The following is an 18,199-nucleotide window of genomic DNA, read 5'->3' on the forward strand; positions in this document are numbered from 1 at the left end:
GCTTCACCCACGGGCACGGTGGCCCGTGGTACTCGCGCTGCTATTCTTTATAGATGTTCAGTCGGGGAACGGCTGTGTTTGAATCTCCCATAACGCACCGTTTGTCGGATATCTGTATAATTCTTGTTTGTCACACGCCAAATTCGCTGATTATTTCGACGATAACTCGAGAAGACAACGTCTGCAGAAGAAAAATGACCGATCCACAGGGAGTGATCGGGCTCTGCACCAAGACTACGGCGCAACGATTGCGTCCGTCTCGAGTACCGTCGCCGCTGCGTCCTGCACGTCGGCGAGTATCGGCTCCGGCGCGTAGACGCCGAGCCGCCAGGTTTCTCGCGCACAGGCGTCGAGGCCGGCGACGAGCGAAGAGCGCTCCTCGAGTCGCTGGAGGTCGCCGTCGACGACGATTTTGGTGCGCGACTCGGGAGAACTCGGTTCCGATGGACTGTCGAGGATGACTGCAGCCGGGTCGACACCCGCGAGTTCGGCAATCTCTCGCTCGAGGCTACGCGTGCGGTCGTACTCGAGTCCGACGAACTCGTCCGTGACGTCGCCGCGTCGCGCCCAGATCGCGCGCTTGTAGAGCGTTCGCTCCCGGAGTCGGCGTTCCAGGTCGGCCGTCGGCTCGTGTTCGGCGAGCAACGAGAAGAGTTCCGAGTCGGTGAGGCGGGCGAACTTCTCGGGGGAGATGACCTCGTCGCGCAGCACGCGCTCACTTGCGCGGTCGAGCATCGCGCCCGCGATTCGGGAGACGTGGTGGCCGTAGACGGTCGCGTTCATCAGTGTCCGGGCGATCAGCGCGCTTTCAGCGGTCGCGACGTTGCCCGCCTCGAGTGCGAGTTCGCCGTCGACCGTCCGAAGCGCGTAGAGCAGCCGCGAGTGGTCGATCGTGCCGTAGGGAACGCCCGTATGGTGGGCGTCGCGGACGAGGTAATCCATCCGGTCGACATCGAGCGATCCGGAGACGAGTTCGCCGAGCGGGCCGCGGCCGTCGACGGTGGCCGCGACGGCTTCGGGGTCGAGCCCCTGCTCCTCGAGAACGTCGCCGACCTCGCTGTCGGTGAGCAGCCACTCGATCTCGTCGTGGTGGCGGCCGACGTGGCGTTCGATCGCGGCCTCGGTCTGGTGGCCGAAGGGGCCGTGGCCAACGTCGTGGACGAGCGCGGCGGCCCGGAGACGGTCCGCAAGCTGGTCGTCGAGTTCGAGTTGGTCGACGGCACGGGATGCAAGGTGGTAGACGCCGAGGCTGTGCTCGAAGCGAGTGTGGTTCGCGGAGGGGTAGACGAGCTGGACGGTGCTCAGTTGCCGAACGTAGCGCAGGCGCTGCATGGGCGCGGTGTCGAGCAGCGCCTCCGCGGTGGGACAGAGTTCGATATAGTCGTGAACGCTGTCCTTGATCGTCGTCGCCGTCGTGGTCATACCCCTACTCTGCAGCAGTGGTTCTTAGATACGGTGATCCCGCGTTCGTGTGGGATGTGTGAGAGTACGGCAGGAAGGGAATCGTTCGTGCACCGTCAGGACACAGGCCCTTACACCCTCACAGCACGTGCTCGTCGATCTGTCGATAGGTCTCCTCGAGTGTCCCCGAGTTGTCGACGACGACGTGGTCGCGCTCGATTGAGTCGAACGTTTCGCGCAACTGGAGGTGCTGTTCGAACTGCGCGTCGCTGATCGTGTCCGTGCGTTCCTCGATGCGTTCCTCGACGACATCGAGGTCGCAGTCGACGTAGACGAACTCACAGTCGACACCGGTTTCGTCGGCCATCGCCGCGGCCTGCTCACGGTGTGGCCGGGACTGAAACGTCGCGTCGAGGACGACGTTCGAGCCGGACTCGAGTGTAGACCGGGCGCGCTCGAGCAGGGCGTCGTACGTCGCGTGGGTCTCTTCAGGCGTGTAGGAAGGGTCGGGAAAGAGCTGCTTGCGTACCTGGTCGGTTCGGTAGCGTTCCGCGTCGATCTGTTCGGCAGTGTAGCCTGAGGCGGCCGATTTGCCGACGCCCGGGAGTCCGCAGTAGACGATCAGCGTTGCGCGATGCACGGTCGTTCATCCGTAAGAGCACTACTAAACCGAACCGATTTGAGATTTGACGGCAGCGAGATCCGCCGTGATACGTAGCGCCGGTACAGACCGCGTCGTCGTCGTTGCGCAAACCGCTCACCCGACGAAAGTAGAAAATGAGGTCCGGGTTACCGGAGCAGCGAATCGGCCATCCGGTTCGGGAACCCGGTGATGAGTTCGCGAATGCTCTGTTTCTCCTGGTCGGAGCGAAGCCGTGCACGCAGTCGCTGGCTGAAGAGTTCGACGATGAAGACGAGCACGAAGATGACGAACAGCGTCGCCATCATGTTCCCGAACATGAGTCGGCTCTCCTGGGTTGCAACGACCGCACCGAGCCCGCCAGCGCCGATGACACCGACGGTCACGGCGGACCGGACGTTGATCTCGAGGATGTAGAGCGTCCAGGCGATGAACGACGTTCGCACCTGGCTCAACATCCCGAAGAACACGACCTGTGGCTTGCTCGCACCCGTCGTACGCATCGCCTCGATCGGCCCCTGCTCGAGTTCCTCGAGTTCCTCGACGAACAGGCGACCGAGGTTCCCGATGGTGTTGAGCGCGATCGCGAGCGTCGCTGCGGCCGCGCCGAGACCGACCAGGGCGACGAAGATGAGCGCCCAGACGATGGCCGGGATCGAGCGGATGAACGACATGATCGCGCGGAAGATCAGGTTGATCGGGAACGGCGTCACGCGTTCGGAGGCGAGCACGCTGAAGAGCAGTGCGAGCGGGAAGCCGAGGATTGTTCCGACGACACCCATCGCGAGCGTCGTCCCGGCCTCTCCGAAGACGGTGAACATGCCGAGCTCTTCGAAGAAGAACGCGTAGTAGTCACCGAGATACGGCGGGAACTGGAAGATCAGTCGCCCAACCTCGGGGTCGTAAATGAGCTCGTTGCTCATGATGAACTCCCAGTAGGAGCCGACGTCGAGGAACGGGATACCCGCATCGAGACCCGGAATCTCGTTGGTCGTGACGGGGAAGTAATCCCCCATTCGCTCGGCGAAGTGACTCCAGGTAAACCGCGTCCGGTCGCTGAAGAATTCGGTCGCGACGAGCCCCTGAATCGTGACGAACGAGATCGAGACCGCGAGCACCACCCAGCCGATTGCCCGCTGCCGGCGTGTTTTCCGGATATTCTCGAACTGTTCGTTGACACCCGCACTCGCCGACTCGAGTGGGTTCGATTCGTCGACGCCGCCGTCCGGGAGTGGGTCCGATTCGGATTCGAATTTCGATTCGGGTTCTGGTTCGGATTCCGGTTCGCTCTCAGGTTGTGAGGTGGCAGGAGCCGTCGACGATGAACGGCTCGAGTCCGGTGAGTCAGTCACAGTGTCGCCCCCTCGTTCGGGTTTGGCTGGTTATCTGTCGATCCCCCGTGTGATGCGTCCTCCCCGTGTGAAACAAACATTCCTTCAGTATCGATATCGCCGTAGATTTCGTCAATCACGTCGAGAGTCAGGTCTTCACGATAGCCATCGAACACCTTCTGGCCGTCGTGTAGGCCGATGAATCGCTGGCCGTACTTGCGAGCGATGTTGACCTGATGGAGACTGATAAACGTCGTCAGGTTTCGTTCCTCGGCTGCGCGATTCAGGTATCCCATAACGTCCTGTGCACTCCCCGGGTCGAGACTCGCGACCGGTTCGTCAGCCAGTAACACTTCAGGTTCCTGCGTGAGTGCACGTGCGATACCGACGCGCTGTTGCTGTCCACCACTCATCCGGCGAGACTTCTTCTCTGCTTCCTCGAGTAACCCAACCGTATCGAGTGCCTCGAGTGCCTGCTGTTTTTCCTCGTTGTCCTGCAACTGGAGTACGCTCTCGAAAAAGCTATTCCGGTTGATGCCACCGGACAGTGCGTTCGAGTAAGCGGACATGTCGCCAATGATGTTGTGCTGCTGGAAGATCATCGCGACCTCCGGCTGCGTACTCGTCATCGGTTCGCCGTCGATCAGCACCTGGCCGGCGGTTGGTTCCGTGAGTGCGGACATACACCGCAAGAGCGTGGATTTCCCCGATCCGGAGACACCGAGGATAATAACGAACTCACCTGCCGGAACCTCGAACGAGATATTATCGAGTGCGACAGTATCGCCGTATGTTTTTCTAAGATTGTCGACGACAATTTTGCTCATCGGTTGGTTACCCTTGGTTTGAAGTCGCGTCGTTTGAGGCTTACTCTATGTCGTCGAACGCGATGTCGAGGTCCTCGGCGAAGTCACGAACCGGCTCGTAGGCGTCGTGGTCGGCTTCGACGACACCGCTGAACCACAGCGTGTGGTCGTCGAAATCCTGCCAGTCTGCTTCCTGCTCTTCGTCCAGGTCGTAGTCGTCGGTGTCGAGCGTCCCCTCGTTGTACTCCTCGAGCATCTCGTCGGGGAGATCGAGACCGAGTTCGTCAGCCAGGTCGAAGGCGTCGTGCTGGAGCTCTTCCGCCTCGACGTTCTGCATGAACTCCTCGATGTCGTATCGGAGGTCGTCCTGCCAGCCAGCGTTGACGACGATCGGTGCGCGCGGGATCGCCGGCGAGACATCCAGCAGTCGCAGTTCGGGATCTCGCGTGCCGGCGATATCGACTTCCGGGGAAATTTCGTAGAGGTCCGGATACTCGTCCTCGATCTGTTCGACCGGAACGTGTGGAACGGACGCGAACTCACCGGCACCGGCCGCTGCGATGGTGTCGTCGTTGATGAGTTCTTCGACGGCGAGGTCGTGCGAGACGCCGCTGCGCCACTCGAAGTCCTCGGCACCGCCACCCTCGGCGACGTTTCCGATGTCGAGACCGGCTTCCTGAAGCATCCACAGCGGAGCCATACCACCCGAAACCGAGCCGACGTCAGCCATCGCGACTGCCTCTCCCTCGAGGTCCGACACCTCGGTGATCCCGCTGTCTGCCGTCGTCACGAGCGTCCCGAAGTAACGTTCGGCACCGAAGGCCTCCCGCATCCCGACGACGTCGATTTCCTCGGGACCGAGCTGTGGCACTGCACCCGGTGACGTGTCAGCGAGAATCATGTCACCCTCTCCTGCACGTTCGAGTTCCACCATCGTCCCGGAGTAACTCTGCGTCGGCAGCCCATCGATCTCGACATCGAACTCGTCTTCGATCAGCTCGAACAGCGGCTGATACTGGACTTCGATGTCGATGGTATCCTCTGCTGGGTTCATTACCCAGGTGATGGACTCTGTCTCACCGCCAGTAGAACCACCCTCTCCGTTTTCATCATCACTTCTCCCCAGACACCCCGCCAGCGCGAGTGTCCCTACTGCACCAGTTGTAGTCAGGAAACGACGCCGTGAGTTGGTCGACATGCCGCTATCTTGGGACATCTGCCAGTTGATAACTAGAGCACCATCAAATAATTTCTGATTATAGTATATGGCACATCACCCCTGTGAATGTTTGTCTCTCTACTGCTCCGGACTGCGAATCAGGAGCCCTTCGGTACCCGTAATCCAGTGACGGCAGCCCGATATATCAAGTATCCAATCTACTGGCCATATCCAATGGTGTCAAACAATGGTTGTGTCAGTGCTCACCCGAGTCCGAGCTCACGCGCTCGCTGCAGGTAGTGATCTTTCGCGGCATCGGTACCGGCGCCGAAATCGGTATCGGGAGCGTTCACACCGAATCCATCGTGAGCGGACTCGAGTTCACCCGCCCCCTCGTGGAATCCCGGAAAGTGGACCGACAGTTCGTATCGGCCGACGTCAGTATCCGCGGCATCGACCAGACGCTCCTCCGAAGCAGTCAACTCGAGTTCGAACGCGTCCTTGATCGCAGTGTGGAGCCGCGTTTCTGCGCGGGTGTAGCCCGGAAGCGTCTGCTTGACCGGTGCGGGAACGTCCGAGAGGTAGGCCTCGCTGGCGTCGTGGAGCAGTCCCCAGCGCTGGGCCGGCAGACTCCCACCACGGGCTTCGACCTCACGGCTGACGTGAACCGCATGGCGAGCGACGCTGTAGAACTGCTTTCCCTGCCCCGTAAAGCGACTGAGATTCGAGAGCGCGTGTGCGATATCCACGAGGTCGATCGCCTCCGGATCGGGATCGAGCGGTGTGATCGTCCCGCCCGACCGTCGGTTGATTACGCGATGCCCACCGTCGAGCTCGGCCAGCACATCCTGCAACCGGCCGGCGACGGCTTCGAACTCGGCTCGGGTTGGCCGTACTCCCGTTTCCTGGCCGCCATCGTACTCGAGTTCGCCGCCAGATGCGCCGTCGGATTCACGGACAACGGCCTCGAGTCGAGACAGGTCGGACTCGAGTGCGTCGAACGCGTCGCGGACCGACTGGGGACCGGTTTGCTGTTGCTGGCCCCCGTCACTGTGTTGTGGCACGTCTGGGACGGCGCTCTTGTCTTCCACGGAGCGACTGCGCTCGTCGGAGCCAGCAACTGACTCGCCCGTGTTGTCGCTTCGATCACCAACACCGTCGTCGCCGGTCATATCCGAGTGAACCGAAGACCGACGACAAAGGCGTATCGACTCGCGATACGGTGGTGGTCCCCAGCGAGGCTGTCGCAGGACAGCAGCCGTCCGCGACTTTAAATATGATTCCGCATCACCTGCCCTATGATCGACGACGCGATTCGCGTGCTCGCCGGCGACTGCACCGTCATCGCCGAAGGCACCGACCGCTCGGAGTACCGCGGCCGGGTGACGACGATCGTCAAGCCCGATAACACCGTTCTCGTCCACGACATCGACGGCTACCAGCCAGTCGCCTGGCTCACCCGCGCCGACAGCGTCTCCAGCGACCGAACGGACGACTTCACGCTCGTCGCGAAGAAAGACACCCAGACGCTTCGGATCGCGGCCCACGATCAGGACGGGTTCGCCAACTATCCGGCCTCTGCAGCAGGCACGCCCGTCGGAACCTGTCCGGACGGCGACTGCACCGGCTCGCTCGTTCGCTCGAAGGGTGTCCGCTGTGTCGACTGTGGGACGCGCTACGGCGTGCCCGCCGATGCGACGATCAAGGACGATCAGTCCCACTGCGAGTGTGGCCTTCCGCGGATGCGCGTCGAGCGCGGCCTCGCGTTCGACGTCTGTCTCGATCGGAACTGCGAGTCGCTCGACGAGGCCGTCCGCAAGGCGTTCGACCGCGAGTGGGACTGCCCCGAATCGGGCTGCGACGGCGACCTCCGAATTCTCCGCCGTGGCGGTCTCATCGCCGGCTGTGAGCACTACCCGGAGTGTGACACCGGGTTCGCCATGCCCGGCGGTGTCGTCGACGGCGAGTGTGCCTGTGGCCTTCCGACGTTCGAGACGCGCGGTGGCTCGCGGTGCCTCGACGCGACGTGCGAGGGGCACCAGCGCAGAGAGGCCGAAGCAGCGAGCGACGACTGACGGCTACTACCAGTGTCAGTAACCCGTTACCACCATCGAGACCACCAACCGACCACCGCTACTGACACCAGCAGCACCACTCACACCACCAGCACATCCACAAGCACATCCACACGCACATCCACACGCACTTAATGCCCGCTCGCAAAACACGAGTATGTCACTGGAGGGGCGATTCGACGACGACGCAGGCGTCGTCCGCGTCGGCCACGACGCACGCCAGCGCTATCACGACTCGCGCGGCTACGGCTATCCACTCGAGGGCAACGAAATCGCACTCGCACCGGTCGAAGCCGCACACCTGCTCTATCGCGGCGACCTCGACACAGTCGTCGAAAAATCGACCGGCGACCACCTCGATTTTCAGGCCTTCGTCAGCCGCGAACCCGGCACCGACTTCGGTGTTCGATTCCTCGTCTACGCGGATCTCCGTGAACGCGGCTTCTATCTCTCGCCCGCACGGGAACCGTGGATCGACGACTCACTACTGGACGCGGAACACGAACGGATCGACTTCGCCGTTTTCCCCCGCGGCAAGGGCCCCGGCGACGGCGAACTCGAGTACGCGCTTCGCGTCATCGGCGAGCGAACCGACATCCCCGCGACCGAACTCGCCGACACCGTCCTCGCCGTCGTCGACGAGGAGAGCGAAATTACGTACTTCGACGTAAACGGGAGAGACCCGAGCGGTGAAACGGACACCGACCTCCCGAGTGGCGTCGAGGCGGCGCTACTTGAGGACCGGGTGGTTCTCTGGGAGCCACCGATCGACCTCTACGAGGATGCGTTCTACGGCCAGCCACTCGAGGGCCGGGAGTACGAGCGGCCGACGCTGCAGTGTTCGCTGCTCGAGGCGGCCTACCTGGCCGAACGGGGTGTGATCGACCTCGCGGTCGAGACGGTCGTCGAACGTGGTCGCGAGGTCGAGGGAGAGCGGTTCGACCGGCGACTGCGGGTGTACACCGAATTACGCGAGCGAGAAATCGTGCCCAAGACGGGCTACAAGTTCGGGGCGGACTTCCGGACGTACGCGAACGTCGAGTCCGTCTCGGAGTTGAGTCACTCGGAGTTGCTGGTGCGTGTCCATCCCGACGACCACGTCTTCGAACCGCGGGATCTCGCACTCGACGTGCGGTTGGCCCACGGTGTTCGGAAGACGATGGTGTTCGCGCTCGTCGGTGAGTCGGACGAAGAAAGAGAGGGCGATACCGGTGCTGATGCGACCGCCGCTACTGACGCCACTTCCGACATCGAGTGGTGGTCACTCGAGCGACTAACGCCCTGATAATTGTCGCCACACTGATTTCTTGGCCTCGTCACGTCAGCGATGTCTCAAACGGAACCATGAAAGTCCCGCCATACGATAGGTTCAGCCATGCAACTCGAGGTGATCGGGATCGGTGGCGCGGGCTGTCGGATCGCCGACGCGATCCACACCACGGAGCCGTCTGAACAGCCGTTTCTCTGCGATACGTTCGCGTTCGATACGGACACGCTCAGTCTGGAAGCACTCGAGTCCATCCCGGACGAGCACCGACATCGATACGGGGCGGAGATCGAGAACGGGCTCAACGGAAATCTCCAGCGCGGAGAGACGATCGGTGAGGAGCACGTCGACGAACTGAGCCGACAGCTCGACGGGGGCACACCCTCGGCTGCGGATGCCTTTCTCGTCGCTGTCGGCCTCGGGGGTGCAACCGGTGGCGGAGCCGCACCCGCGCTCGTCGCGAACCTCCAGACGCTGTACGACGCGCCGGTGTACGTCCTCGCGACGCTGCCGGCAGACCGCGAGCGCCTGCCGGACGGCGATCCGTCGGTTCCGAATGATGATACACGCGCGTCCGGTGCGGACGCCGACGGCGCGACGCGGCCGATGGCCGCACAGAACGCGGTACGGACGCTCTCGCGGCTCGACGGCCTCGCGAACGCAATCTTCTGTTTCGACACCGAGCCGTGGCTTCGCACCGGCGAGGACCTGATCGACGGCCGCGACCGACTCAACCGTGAGATAGCCACGCGCATCGGGGCCTTCTTCGGCTCGACGGCACAGATTGCCGACAGCGCACCGAACGCTGAGACTGTCGTCGACGCAAACGACGTAGCGCGCATCCTCGGCGACGAAACCGCACTCGTCTCGCTGGGCTACGGCGCACAGCAGGTCGACGCCGACGACTCGGGACCGCTGCTCGGAATCGACCTCGGAATCGGCCCCTTCAGTTCGGCCGACGAAGTCGAGACCAGCGCCGCCGTCAGCGCCGTCGAGACGGCTGTTGGGAAGGCGATCCAGGGGAAGCTGACACTCGAGTGCGATCGATCGAACGTCGACCGGGCACTGTTGATCGTTGGCGGGCCGCCGACGTGGCTCAACCAGACGGCCGTCGCCGACGGACGGCGACGACTCGAGTCGGTGACGGAGTCGACGGAGACGCTCGGTGGGGACGCGCCGCGGCCGGGACGCGACGAGGTGTTCGCGCTGGCGGTGCTCGCGGGAATCGAACCGGTAGCGCGCATCGAGGCGCTGCGAAAAGCAAGCGAGGCGCATTGAGCAGACGGCAACGGAACACCGACAACGGTGTGGTCCGGCGGGCACAGACAGTAACCGAGTGAGGCCGCCTTCGCAACCGCGGCGATCCCCTGCTGGCGGCCGGCGGGAGAGAGCGTATGAAGATTTTGGCCGCCTGCATGTCATCTGACCATACGTTTATAATCGCCGACTCAATATGTCACGTCGAACGGAACGTTTGGATGGGGTCAGAATCGGCACGCGAGACGGACGAGTCGGCGAATGGTGAGGGAGAATCATCTCCCAACGGAGAGACAGAATCGACGCCAGCCGAGCGGCCAGACTGGGGGCAACTGCTCCTCGTCTCACTGGCCGTTCTGGCGCTCTCGCTTGCTGCACTCACCGTACCCGCACTCGGCGGTGTTGCAGGGACGCCGGGTGGTGGAGACGGCGACGATCTGTTAGAATCAACACTCGAGTCGGAGCTAGGTGAGGAGCCGGACGAGAGTGAGATGGATGGTCCAGACGCTGGAGACGAAGGGAGCGACAGCGAAGAGTCGGTGGCGGATGAAGAGGCGGACGCGGATGCGGATGAGAATACGGATGGCGCTGACGAAGAGCCGGCGGAGCAGGATCCAGACCAAGAGCACGAGCCGGAACAGGAACAGGATGAGGCAGCCGATCCAGACACCGATCCGGATGGCGACGAGTTCGATAGTGATGGCGAGGACGAGGCGGAAAGCGAACAGAGCGACGGCACCGACGAGGCCGAAGACCACGACCAGACTGACCCCGACAGCGAGGAAACCGACGAGTCGTTCGAAGACGAGACGGAGCACGACGGTGAGAGTAGCGACTCCGACGCTGATGCTGACGAGACGGCTACCGAGGAGTCAGAGACAGACGGCGAGGCTGAAGCAGATGACGACGCCGAACGCGAAGCGGACGAGGACGGCGAGCCCGAACAGGATGACACCGACGACGACACCGAGACTGACAGCGGCTACGACATCGCGTTCAACGAGACCCCGACACCCGGGAGTGTCGTCGAGGTAACCGTCACCGAAAACGGAGAGACGCGCGAAAACACGGGTGTCGCGTTCGACGGTGAGCCGATCGGCGAGACCGACGCTGACGGAACGGTAACGGGGACGGTCCCGTTCACGGACACGCTGACGGTCACGGTCGATCCGGCGGACGCAGCTGCCGAATCGACGACCGAGCCGTCGATCCGTGGCCCGATTGGCGGTCCCACCGGCGCACCGGTTCACTTCTACGGCGGGAGTAGCGCGGCGCCAGCGTCCGAGCACGACGAGACAGCTGCCACCGATGGGGACGAAGCCGAAGGTGGCGATGAAGCTGCCGAGCGCGATCCGGGCACCGAACGGACCGTCGAGATGGATGCCGATACCGAGCTCTCGATCGAGCGAGACGCACCGATGGACCACGAGGACGCCGTGCTCGCCGGAACGAACGCCACGGTGACGGCGACGGTCGCGGAGAATCCGATTCCGGACGGAACGATACTGATCGACGGTGAGGAGGTCGGGACCACGGACGCGAGCGGAGCCGCACGGCTTACTGTTCCCGAGACGACCGGAGAAATGACGGTCGCCGTTGAGCGCGACGACATCCGCGCCGAGCGAGAGTTCGCGGTCTACGGCCTCGCAGTTGACGTGTCCGAGCGGATTCCGCTGCCCGGTCGGACCGTGACTGCCGACGTCTCCTATGCAGGACCACCGTTAGAAGACGATCACAATGGCGATTCCGACGGAAACGAGAGCACGAGTGAAACACCCGATGCAGCGGCTAACGCAACAGTCTTGCTGGATGGAACCGCCATCGGCGAAACCGGAGCGGACGGGACCAGTTCGGTTGCGCTCCCCCTCGCGAACGAGGCCACCCTCGGCGCAGCGGTCGGCGACTCCACGGCAGAAACGACCGTCAGCGGGCTCTACCGAAACGCCGCGCTCGTCGCACTCGGTGTGCTCACCCTCGTAACCGCACTCGGCTGGCTCCTCGTCCGTCGGTTCGGACTCTCGAGGGAGACGGTTCGATCGATCCCGTCGCTCATCCGGCGTGCAGTCCGCCGCGCGGGCACGCTGGCACAGCTAATCGGCCGAAGGGGAGTCGAGGCGGTCGTCCGACTCGCACGCGGCCTCGAGCGGGCGGGTATCTGGCTCGTCGACCGCGGCCGTGACGCGCTCGCGGCAGCACGTCGGGCCGGGCGCTGGCTGCTCGCACTACCCGGCGAACTCGCAGAGCGAGGGCTCGCCGCGCTGGCGGCGATACACCCCGCACGGCTCGTCGGCGCGCTCCTCGCACTGCTGCGGTCGTTCGGTAACTCGTCCCGCGAACGAGTGGCGTCGGTGACCGGATCAGCACAGAAAAACGCCACAGCGGGTGATCAGGCCACCAATACTGACCAGTCCGTTCGCACACTGCGAACGCTCTGGCACGAGTTCGTCCGCGCAGTTCGTCCGCCCCGTATTCGGACGAAGACACCCGGCGAGATCGGTCGCTACGCGGTCGACAGGGGGTTCCCGGAACCACCAGTTCGAACTGTCGTCGACGCGTTCCGGGATGCGGAGTACGGTGAGTCCCCGCCCACGGAGACGCGACTCGAGTCGGTCGAGCATGCGGTCGGGTCCGTAACTGAACCGGCGGAGGACGCAAAATCGGACGAACAGTCGGCAACCGACGAGGAGCTACTGCCGGGGCGGCAGACGGACTCCACAACGGAGACGGAGACAGTACAGACCGACGGACAGCCGCCGGCAGCCGACGACACGTCAGCGGATGAAACAGCGCCAACGGACACGGAGGACCACAATGAGTAATCGATCGATATGGAACGTTCTCCTCGGCCTGTTCGCGGCCTGTACACTTGTGTTTGGGGCCGTTCTCGCGATCACGCCGGAGTCGCTTCCGACGGCGGTACTCGAGCAGATCACCGAAATCGAGCAGGCGAGCAACCCACAAGACGTGATTATGGCCATCAGCGGCGTCGTCGGGCTGTTCGCGCTGTGGCGAACGTACTTTTCGGGCGCGACGGATGCTGCGTCGGTGGACGGCACCAGGCCGCCACAGACGAACGAACGGAGACCACAGGCGGACGAACAGAGCACACATCGCGCGAAGGCAGAGACACCGCGTTCACAGACTCACTCGCCCCAGGGCCGACAGTCCGACCCGGAACCGCGGACCGGTCGCATCGTCGGCGGGGAGACGACGGCACGCGTCGAACGGACGCTTCGCGCACTCAAACACGGCGACAAGCGGCCCAGGCAAACGGGCGCGATCATCGACGACCTCCGGCAGTCCGTTCGGACGATCGAAGCAGCACAGGGGTGTGCCGAACAGGCGGACGACCGAATCCGGCACGGGGAGTGGACCGACGACCGAATTGCGGCGACGTTCCTGGGTGACGCCTCGGCAGGTCGGCTCTCGATCTGGCACCGACTGCGTCGGTGGCTGTTCCCCGGCCGAACGTTCGAGCGCCGACTCGAGCGAACCGTCGACGAAATCGAGCGACACGCACTCGAGTTCGATTCGAGCGAGGTGCCGCCTGCGGACAGCGAGGTTGGCGGTGATGGTGATCGCGATAATGATGATGATGAGTCAGTGGCGAAGGCCGACCCCGGCACTACGGACGGTGTGGGCGGTGCAGACGGTTCGGACAGCATGGACGGGACAACCCACAGAGACAACACGGACGATACCGAGGACGCGGATGGGAGCGGAAACAACGCGGACGACAGCGAATCCGAGCCCGCCGCGGAACGGACGGAGGTGACCCATGCATAGAGTCTCGCGCTGGCACTCCAGTGTAGTCGCTGCCATCGTACTCGTCAGCAGCGGCGTGCTGTTCGGTTCGGCCGCGCTCTTGCTTGCCGCAGTGGTTCCCGTGAGCTACCTCGGCTACGCCGCGCTCTCGTCGGTTCCCGACCCGAACGACGTGCTCGCCGTCGAACGGGACTGTACGCCCCGAACGCCACTTCCCGGCGAGCGCGTCGAGGTGACACTCACCGTCCGCAACGAGGGCAAGCGGACGCTTCCCGACGTCCGGCTCGTCGACCGGGTGCCGTCCGAACTCGACATCGTCGACGGCAGCGCACAGACCGCGACGACGCTCCGTCCCGGCGAGGACACCGAACTCGCCTACACGTTGCGTCCTCGCCGCGGCAGCTACACCTTCGAAGGCTGCTGGGTCCGCCTCCGAAGCCTGAGCGCAGCCGCCGTCACGACCGCCGACATGGATGCGACCGGCGAGACGGCACTCGAGTGCTCGGTGCCGCTCGACGGGGTGCCGATCCACCGCGAGACGATTCCGTTCGTCGGTGCGGTGGCGAGCGACAGCGGCGGTGCAGGCTACGAGTTCCATTCGACGCGAGAGTACCAGCAGGGAGACCCGCTGAGCCGGATCGATTGGCGGCGGTACGCCCGGACGGGCGAGTTGGGAACGGTTCGCTACCGCGAGCAGGAGTCGGCGAAGATCGTGATTGTCCTCGACGGACGGCCGGAGTCGGGCGTCGCGGCAGCCGAGGGACACCCCGACGGAGTCACGCTCTCGGCGTATGCGGGGATCGTCTCGACGGCGGCGCTGACCGAGGCCAATCACAGCGTCGGCGTCGTCGGACTCGGCGTTCGAGCGGAGACGCCGGGCGTTTACACCGGTCCGCCGGCGTACGTCGAGCCCGGAACGGGAGCCGACGTCGGCGGCCGAATTGCGCGGGTCTGTGATACTGTTGCCGCGCAGGGAACCGGTGGCTCGGTCTCGGCTGGTTCATCGGATGCGGGTGGAACCGACCCCGAAGCAGGAACAGGACCTCAGGGAGAGCGACAGGCTCGAGCCGACGGATACGGGACCGCGGCGAGGAGCGTGGCTGGGAGCACGATGGGGAGCACAATAGGGAGGGCGACGGGCACAGCCAGCGGACTGACAGCTCAGAGCGGGCGGTCGCCGGCACAGGTCGCCGACCACCTCGCGACGCTACTCCCGTCCGACGCCCAGCTCGTGGTCTGTACGCCGGCCGTCGACGACGAAATCGTCGACCTCGCGGCGGCGCTGCGACGGCGCGACTATCGGCTCTCGGTTGTCTCGCCGAACGTGACGACGCGGGACGAGATCGGCGCGCGGCTGGCGGCCGTCCGTCGAAGCGCGCGCCTCGAGCGGCTCCGGCGGACCGACATCCCCGTCGCGGACTGGGACCCGGAGCAGCCGCTTACGGCGGCGCTCGGCCGCGCGTTCGACGAGGTGATCCGCTGATGGCGACTGAACGACCACGCGAACGCGAACACGGACACGGACACGAACGACGCGAGCGCCAACCGCCAGAGACCGGCACCGAGATGAGCGCGACGGAGCCGGTCGGACCTCTCGGGGAGAGCGAAACGGTCAGCGCACCGACGACATCAGCAGTCGCGATGGCCGCGGTCCTCGTCGGTTCGATCGTTCTCGCGGCTGCCCTGGATCTCGTTGGCCCGGCACTTCTCGCGGTCGTCAGTGGCGCAATTCTGACGGCGACCGTGACCGCAACGAAGCGCCGAACGCCAGGCGGGCGCGCCGTCGGTAGCGTCCTCGCCGTGTTCGCCGCGCTCGGGCTCGCGGGTTCGCTCGGGCTCACCCTCGCGACGAGCGGCGATCCGATGGCACTCGAGACGCGCTACCGTGCCGGCATGGTCCTCGCGATTGCGGCGGCCGCCTTCGGTGGAACGGCCACGGTGACGGGGGCGATCGGCAACAGAGCCGTCCGCTCGGCGCTGCCGATCGTCCTGGTCACGCCATTCCCAGTCGCACTCGTCGCAGCCGCGTACTTCGACCCGCTGCGAGAGGTCCTTCCCGGCGTTCCCGAAGTAGGTGAGGGGTGGTCGAGTACGACGGTACTCGACTCGCTCCTCTGGCCGGACGAACTGGCGGCGGGCGTGTTGAGCTTTGCTGCGTTGCTCATCGGGCTGTTGTGGCTAACGACGTTCATCGTGCCACGGCTTCCGATCGTCGAATTGCTGCCGCGGGATCGGCGAGCAGCCGCGGAGCAACGGATCGAGCGACTCGCGTCGTGGACGGGCATGGGTGGGTTCTTGCTGTTGATGGGAACCGTCACCGCGAGCGGAATCGCACTCCACGCACGGGAAGAAGAAGCGGCGTATGCCGTCGAGGCGTACGGTTATCTCGAGGCGACCGTCATTCCAGTCGCCATGCACCCGGTCGCCCGGTTCGTCGTCCTCGGGGGAATCGCCGCGCTCTGTGTGGCAGCACTCCTCTCCCGGCTGCCCGACCTCCACCGACTCCGTCGCAGCCGCGTGCTCCGACTGCTCCCGGCGTTCACTGGTGGCGTACTGGTCGCGACGCTCGTCGCGGCCGGCTACCCGTCGGTGTTCGAGCACTGGATTCGACCAGAACTCGAGTCCATGGCTGCGGCGGGCGACGGGGTCCCGCTGCCGGGAGGAATGGGAGCGATTCCGCCGGACGAACTGCTCAGCGTTGGCTCGCCGCCGGAAGGGGTTGCGATCGCCGCCGTCGCGATGATCGGTGTCATCGGCACGATCAGCGCGCTGGTGTGTTGCATCTGGCTGCTCGGTTCCCTACAGTTGCTCTCCGACCGTGGCGCACCCGGTACGCTTGCAGCGAGCGCGCTCGTCGCGGGTGGAATCCTCGCAGCGCTCACCGGTGCCTCGACGCTCGTCGTTGGGGCTGTCGTCGTCTGTGCGATCGTCGCCTGGGACGCCAGTCTCTACGGCGTCTCGGTGACCGAAGAACTCGGCCGCGGCGTCGATGCCCGCCGGCCTGCACTAACGCATGCGATCGGAACGGCGCTTGTTGGTGCGATTGGAATCGGTCTCGCGCTCGGACTCGCCGAACTGGGCGGGCGGCTCACGATCCAGAGCGGTGTGACGATCATCATCCCACTCGTCGTCGCGCTGCTCGCGACGTTCATCGTGCTCAAGCGCCGTGCAGTGGCCTCGGCCTCGAGTTCGAGCGCGAGCAGGGTTTCCCGACTTCCCGTTGCAGCGGGGACGATGCCCGGCGTCAACCCCGATGAGGCTCGCGCGCTCAAAGCCGCCGGCTTCGAGACGATTGGTGACGTGCAGGCCGCAACGCGGGCCGAACTCGCTGATGTCGACGGGCTGGATGGCGAAACCGTGGAGGCACTGACAGGGGATCTGAGCGCCGCTGGCGTCACCGGCGGCAACAGCAGCGACAGTGATAGGAAAGACTAGTACCGCGACGAACGCCACCCCGGCTACGGCTCGACCGCCGGCACCTCGACGCGGTCGAGCACGTTCTGGACCACCGTCGCGCCGTCGACACCCTCGATCTGCGCATCCGTCGTTAGCACGAGTCGGTGTTGCATCACCGGCTCCGCGATCCGCTTGACGTCGTCCGGCGCGACGTACTCGCGTCCCGAAATCGCCGCTCTCGCACGCGCCGCCTCGAAGTACCGCTGAATCCCACGGGGCGAAATGCCGATCTTCACCCGGTCGTCCCGTCTCGTTTCTCGCGCCAGATCGACGAGATAGCCACGCACCGCCTCTCCCATCGAAATTCGTTCTGGAACCTGCTGTAAGCGCTTGACACCGGCCGTGTCGAGCGCCGGCTCGATCGTCGGCATCTTCGTCTCGCGAGCGCTCCGACGCTCGATTAACTCGAGTTCCCCCTCTCTATCGGGGTAGCCAATCGAGGTCTTGATCATAAAGCGGTCGCGCTGGGCTTCCGGCAGTTCGAAGGTCCCCTCCTGTTCGACCGGGTTCTGCGTGGCGATGACGAGGAACGGGTCCGGGAGGTCGCGGGTTTCGCCATCGACGGTGACCTGGCCCTCGTCCATCGCCTCGAGCAGCGCAGCCTGAGTCTTCGGCGGCGCGCGGTTGATCTCGTCCGCGAGGACGACGTTCGCGAACACCGGCCCCTTCGTGAACTCGAACTCGCCGCGCTGTTCGTTGAAGACGTGCGAGCCGGTGATGTCGTTCGGCAGCAGGTCAGGGGTGAACTGAATGCGGGAGAACTCGAGTCCGAGTGCCTGCGCGAACGCGAGCGCGGTCAGTGTCTTCCCAGTGCCGGGAACGTCTTCCAAGAGGACGTGGCCGCGTGCGAGAGACGCTGTGAGCACTTGCTCGAGAAATTCGCGATCGGTGATGACTGCGTCACCGATGCGGGAGATGACTTCGGTGCAGGTTTCGCTCGTCGAGACGGCTGAGACGTCGTCTGCCATCGGTTGGCGTTGTCGACGCGGTCACATGAAGATACTGGCAGCCGAACAGACGCCAGTCGGCGGACAGGGTGGAG

The 18,199-nt window shown here is 64.4% G+C and carries 14 protein-coding genes; 7 read left to right on the forward strand and 7 right to left on the reverse strand.

The window, feature by feature from the left end; all coding sequences use genetic code 11:
• Positions 1-234: 234 nt before the first annotated feature.
• The 6 genes from BBD46_RS19025 to BBD46_RS19050 form a co-directional block, all read right to left on the reverse strand.
• On the reverse strand, positions 235-1,422 hold the full coding sequence (locus BBD46_RS19025; protein ID WP_071403247.1) for an HD domain-containing protein: 1,188 nt from the start codon (positions 1,420-1,422) through the stop codon (positions 235-237).
• Between the two features lie 118 nt (positions 1,423-1,540).
• On the reverse strand, positions 1,541-2,041 hold the full coding sequence (locus BBD46_RS19030) for an AAA family ATPase (protein ID WP_071403248.1): 501 nt from the start codon (positions 2,039-2,041) through the stop codon (positions 1,541-1,543).
• A gap of 149 nt (positions 2,042-2,190) precedes the next feature.
• Complete coding sequence (gene phnE, locus BBD46_RS19035; RefSeq protein ID WP_071403249.1) at positions 2,191-3,393, reverse strand: phosphonate ABC transporter, permease protein PhnE; 1,203 nt, start codon at positions 3,391-3,393, stop codon at positions 2,191-2,193.
• Positions 3,390-4,199 carry a phosphonate ABC transporter ATP-binding protein gene (locus BBD46_RS19040; RefSeq protein WP_071403250.1) on the reverse strand — a complete coding sequence of 270 codons (810 nt, stop codon included), beginning with the start codon at positions 4,197-4,199 and terminating at the stop codon, positions 3,390-3,392. Before BBD46_RS19040 ends, phnE begins: the two co-directional genes overlap by 4 nt.
• A 40-nt stretch (positions 4,200-4,239) precedes the next feature.
• The gene (locus BBD46_RS19045; protein WP_071403251.1) at positions 4,240-5,232 is read right to left on the reverse strand and encodes a PhnD/SsuA/transferrin family substrate-binding protein; all 993 of its coding nucleotides are present in this window, start codon (positions 5,230-5,232) and stop codon (positions 4,240-4,242) included.
• A gap of 368 nt (positions 5,233-5,600) precedes the next feature.
• Entirely contained in the window at positions 5,601-6,509 is a 909-nt protein-coding gene (locus BBD46_RS19050; RefSeq protein WP_071403252.1) for a hypothetical protein, read from the reverse strand.
• A gap of 126 nt (positions 6,510-6,635) precedes the next feature.
• Between BBD46_RS19050 and BBD46_RS19055 the strand changes: the two genes are divergently transcribed.
• From BBD46_RS19055 to BBD46_RS19085, 7 genes are all read left to right on the forward strand, one after another.
• Positions 6,636-7,412: an endonuclease NucS domain-containing protein gene (locus BBD46_RS19055; protein ID WP_071403253.1), complete on the forward strand. Its 777-nt coding sequence runs from the start codon at positions 6,636-6,638 to the stop codon at positions 7,410-7,412.
• 157 nt (positions 7,413-7,569) lie between these two features.
• Positions 7,570-8,697 carry a tRNA-intron lyase gene (gene endA, locus BBD46_RS19060; protein ID WP_071403254.1) on the forward strand — a complete coding sequence of 376 codons (1,128 nt, stop codon included), beginning with the start codon at positions 7,570-7,572 and terminating at the stop codon, positions 8,695-8,697.
• 90 nt (positions 8,698-8,787) lie between these two features.
• Positions 8,788-9,957 carry a tubulin/FtsZ family protein gene (locus BBD46_RS19065; RefSeq protein ID WP_071403255.1) on the forward strand — a complete coding sequence of 390 codons (1,170 nt, stop codon included), beginning with the start codon at positions 8,788-8,790 and terminating at the stop codon, positions 9,955-9,957.
• Between the two features lie 200 nt (positions 9,958-10,157).
• Positions 10,158-12,755, forward strand: a complete 2,598-nt coding sequence (locus tag BBD46_RS19070; protein ID WP_071403256.1) for a DUF4129 domain-containing protein — start codon at positions 10,158-10,160, stop codon at positions 12,753-12,755.
• Positions 12,748-13,722, forward strand: a complete 975-nt coding sequence (locus BBD46_RS19075) for a DUF7269 family protein (protein ID WP_071403257.1) — start codon at positions 12,748-12,750, stop codon at positions 13,720-13,722. The genes BBD46_RS19070 and BBD46_RS19075 overlap by 8 nt, the downstream gene beginning before the upstream one ends.
• Positions 13,715-15,184, forward strand: coding sequence for a DUF58 domain-containing protein (locus tag BBD46_RS19080; RefSeq protein WP_071403258.1), 1,470 nt, complete (start codon positions 13,715-13,717; stop codon positions 15,182-15,184). Before BBD46_RS19075 ends, BBD46_RS19080 begins: the two co-directional genes overlap by 8 nt.
• Positions 15,184-17,136: a DUF7519 family protein gene (locus BBD46_RS19085; RefSeq protein ID WP_071403259.1), complete on the forward strand. Its 1,953-nt coding sequence runs from the start codon at positions 15,184-15,186 to the stop codon at positions 17,134-17,136. Before BBD46_RS19080 ends, BBD46_RS19085 begins: the two co-directional genes overlap by 1 nt.
• A 23-nt stretch (positions 17,137-17,159) precedes the next feature.
• Here BBD46_RS19085 and BBD46_RS19090 read toward each other — a convergent pair whose 3' ends face one another.
• A complete protein-coding gene (locus BBD46_RS19090) occupies positions 17,160-18,125 on the reverse strand; it encodes an AAA family ATPase (RefSeq protein ID WP_071403260.1) in 966 nt (321 codons plus the stop codon).
• Positions 18,126-18,199 lie beyond the last annotated feature (74 nt).

The sequence above is a fragment of the Natrialba sp. SSL1 genome (assembly GCF_001861355.1).
Lineage (GTDB): Archaea > Halobacteriota > Halobacteria > Halobacteriales > Natrialbaceae > Natrialba.

Bases quoted from the DNA above. Each gene is read 5' to 3' on its own strand.
- BBD46_RS19045 (WP_071403251.1), bottom strand. From the start codon at position 5,232: ATGAACCCAGCAGAGGATACCATCGACATCGAAGTCCAGTATCAGCCG.
- BBD46_RS19055 (WP_071403253.1), top strand. From the start codon at position 6,636: ATGATCGACGACGCGATTCGCGTGCTCGCCGGCGACTGCACCGTCATC.
- BBD46_RS19080 (WP_071403258.1), top strand. From the start codon at position 13,715: ATGCATAGAGTCTCGCGCTGGCACTCCAGTGTAGTCGCTGCCATCGTA.
- BBD46_RS19065 (WP_071403255.1), top strand. From the start codon at position 8,788: ATGCAACTCGAGGTGATCGGGATCGGTGGCGCGGGCTGTCGGATCGCC.
- BBD46_RS19075 (WP_071403257.1), top strand. From the start codon at position 12,748: ATGAGTAATCGATCGATATGGAACGTTCTCCTCGGCCTGTTCGCGGCC.
- BBD46_RS19025 (WP_071403247.1), bottom strand. From the start codon at position 1,422: ATGACCACGACGGCGACGACGATCAAGGACAGCGTTCACGACTATATC.
- BBD46_RS19050 (WP_071403252.1), bottom strand. From the start codon at position 6,509: ATGACCGGCGACGACGGTGTTGGTGATCGAAGCGACAACACGGGCGAG.
- BBD46_RS19040 (WP_071403250.1), bottom strand. From the start codon at position 4,199: ATGAGCAAAATTGTCGTCGACAATCTTAGAAAAACATACGGCGATACT.
- endA (WP_071403254.1), top strand. From the start codon at position 7,570: ATGTCACTGGAGGGGCGATTCGACGACGACGCAGGCGTCGTCCGCGTC.
- BBD46_RS19090 (WP_071403260.1), bottom strand. From the start codon at position 18,125: ATGGCAGACGACGTCTCAGCCGTCTCGACGAGCGAAACCTGCACCGAA.
- BBD46_RS19070 (WP_071403256.1), top strand. From the start codon at position 10,158: ATGGGGTCAGAATCGGCACGCGAGACGGACGAGTCGGCGAATGGTGAG.
- BBD46_RS19085 (WP_071403259.1), top strand. From the start codon at position 15,184: ATGGCGACTGAACGACCACGCGAACGCGAACACGGACACGGACACGAA.